This is a genomic window from Terrabacter terrae, assembly GCF_039529575.1.
GTDB classification, from domain to species: domain Bacteria; phylum Actinomycetota; class Actinomycetes; order Actinomycetales; family Dermatophilaceae; genus Terrabacter; species Terrabacter terrae.
Map to the genome: position 1 here is coordinate 1 of NZ_BAAANB010000225.1, position 1286 is coordinate 1286.

At 74.7% G+C, this 1286-nt stretch carries 2 pseudogenes; both read right to left on the minus strand.

Features of this window, described 5'->3' with window-relative positions:
• Positions 1-139, minus strand: a pseudogene (locus ABD194_RS21340) (RNA polymerase sigma factor SigM); the annotation flags it as partial.
• A gap of 2 nt (positions 140-141) precedes the next feature.
• Positions 142-1286 (minus strand): annotated as a pseudogene (locus ABD194_RS21345) (hypothetical protein); the annotation flags it as partial.

Sequence of the window (1286 nt, forward strand, 5' to 3'; positions counted from 1 at the left end):
TGCGCAGGGCCACAGCCCACATCCGGTCCTTGTGCCGCCGGAACAGCTCGGCGAAGGCCTGGTCGTCACCCGCGACGTGCCGTGCCAGCAGCTCCCGGTCGCTCAGGTCGGCGACCGGTCCAGCACCCCCCGAGGTCACGGTCAGTGCACCGTGACTTCACTGATCTGGGCGCGGTAGCGGCTGCTCGACTCGGCCGGCGCGGCCTTGGTGACGAGGACGAGGATCTTGCTGGCGGGCTTGAGCGTCCCGTCGGGCTTGATGGTGACCGTGCCGGTGGCGTCGCTCGCGGAGCCGATCTTCTGGGCGCCGTCGAGGGAGCGCGTGGAGTCCGAGTCGGTGGCGTAGACGGTGACGTCCTGAGCCTGCGGCAGCTCGAGAACCACCTCCTTGACGACGGTCGGTGCGCTGAGGTCGAGCAGGAGGCCGACGCCGTCCTTGTTGCCGTTGAAGGTCGAGGTGCCGTACCAGCGCGACCTCCAGCCGCTGTCGGCCGAGCCGTCGAAGGCCTTCGCGGCGCTCTGGTCGGACTCGGTGCCGTCCTGCGGGTCGAACCCGGTGCCGCCCGTGATCGAGACCGGTGCCGCGGGTGGCGCCGGGGTCGTGGTCGTGGGCGCCGGCCGCGAGGTCGCGCTGGACGCCGGCCGGGTCGCGCTCGGGGCGCGTGTCTTGGTCACGGTGAGAGCCGTGGCCGGGCCGTCGTGCTGGCCGATCTTCGCGACGTTCTCCACCCCGATGACCAGCGCGAGGAGCACGAGCACGCCGACGATGGCCAGCGCGATGCGTGACTGCGCCCCGCTGGGTGCGTCGGGGGCCTCGCGGCCCAGCACGGGCACCGGTGGCTCGAGGCGGGTGGCGGGCGCCTCGTCGAGGGCGTCGTCGAGGTCGATCTCCTCGCCGTCGTAGTCGTCGTGCGCGGCTCGGCGCTCGGCGGCGCGGGCCGCTGCCTTGTCGGCCGCTGCCCGGGCGAAGGAGCCCACCCGGTCACCGATGGCGCCGGCCACGCCTCCGGCGGCCGCTGCTGCGGCGGCCACTCCGGGCGCGATGCGCTTGGCGGGGTCGCCGGAGGTGCCGTCGACCCGCGGGTGCTCGAGGGTGTCTGCGCTGCGCGCTCCTGCCGCCGCGTCGGGACGGGTGTCCGAATCCGTGTCGGCCAGCTGGTCGAAGGCGACGGTGCTCGCCTGCCCGCCGCGCGGCTGGCCGCCCTGCGACCGCCGGCCCGAGCGGGCAGACAGGCCGGACGAGCCGGACTGGACCCCGGCGCCCGCAGCTGCGCCCGCACCTGCAC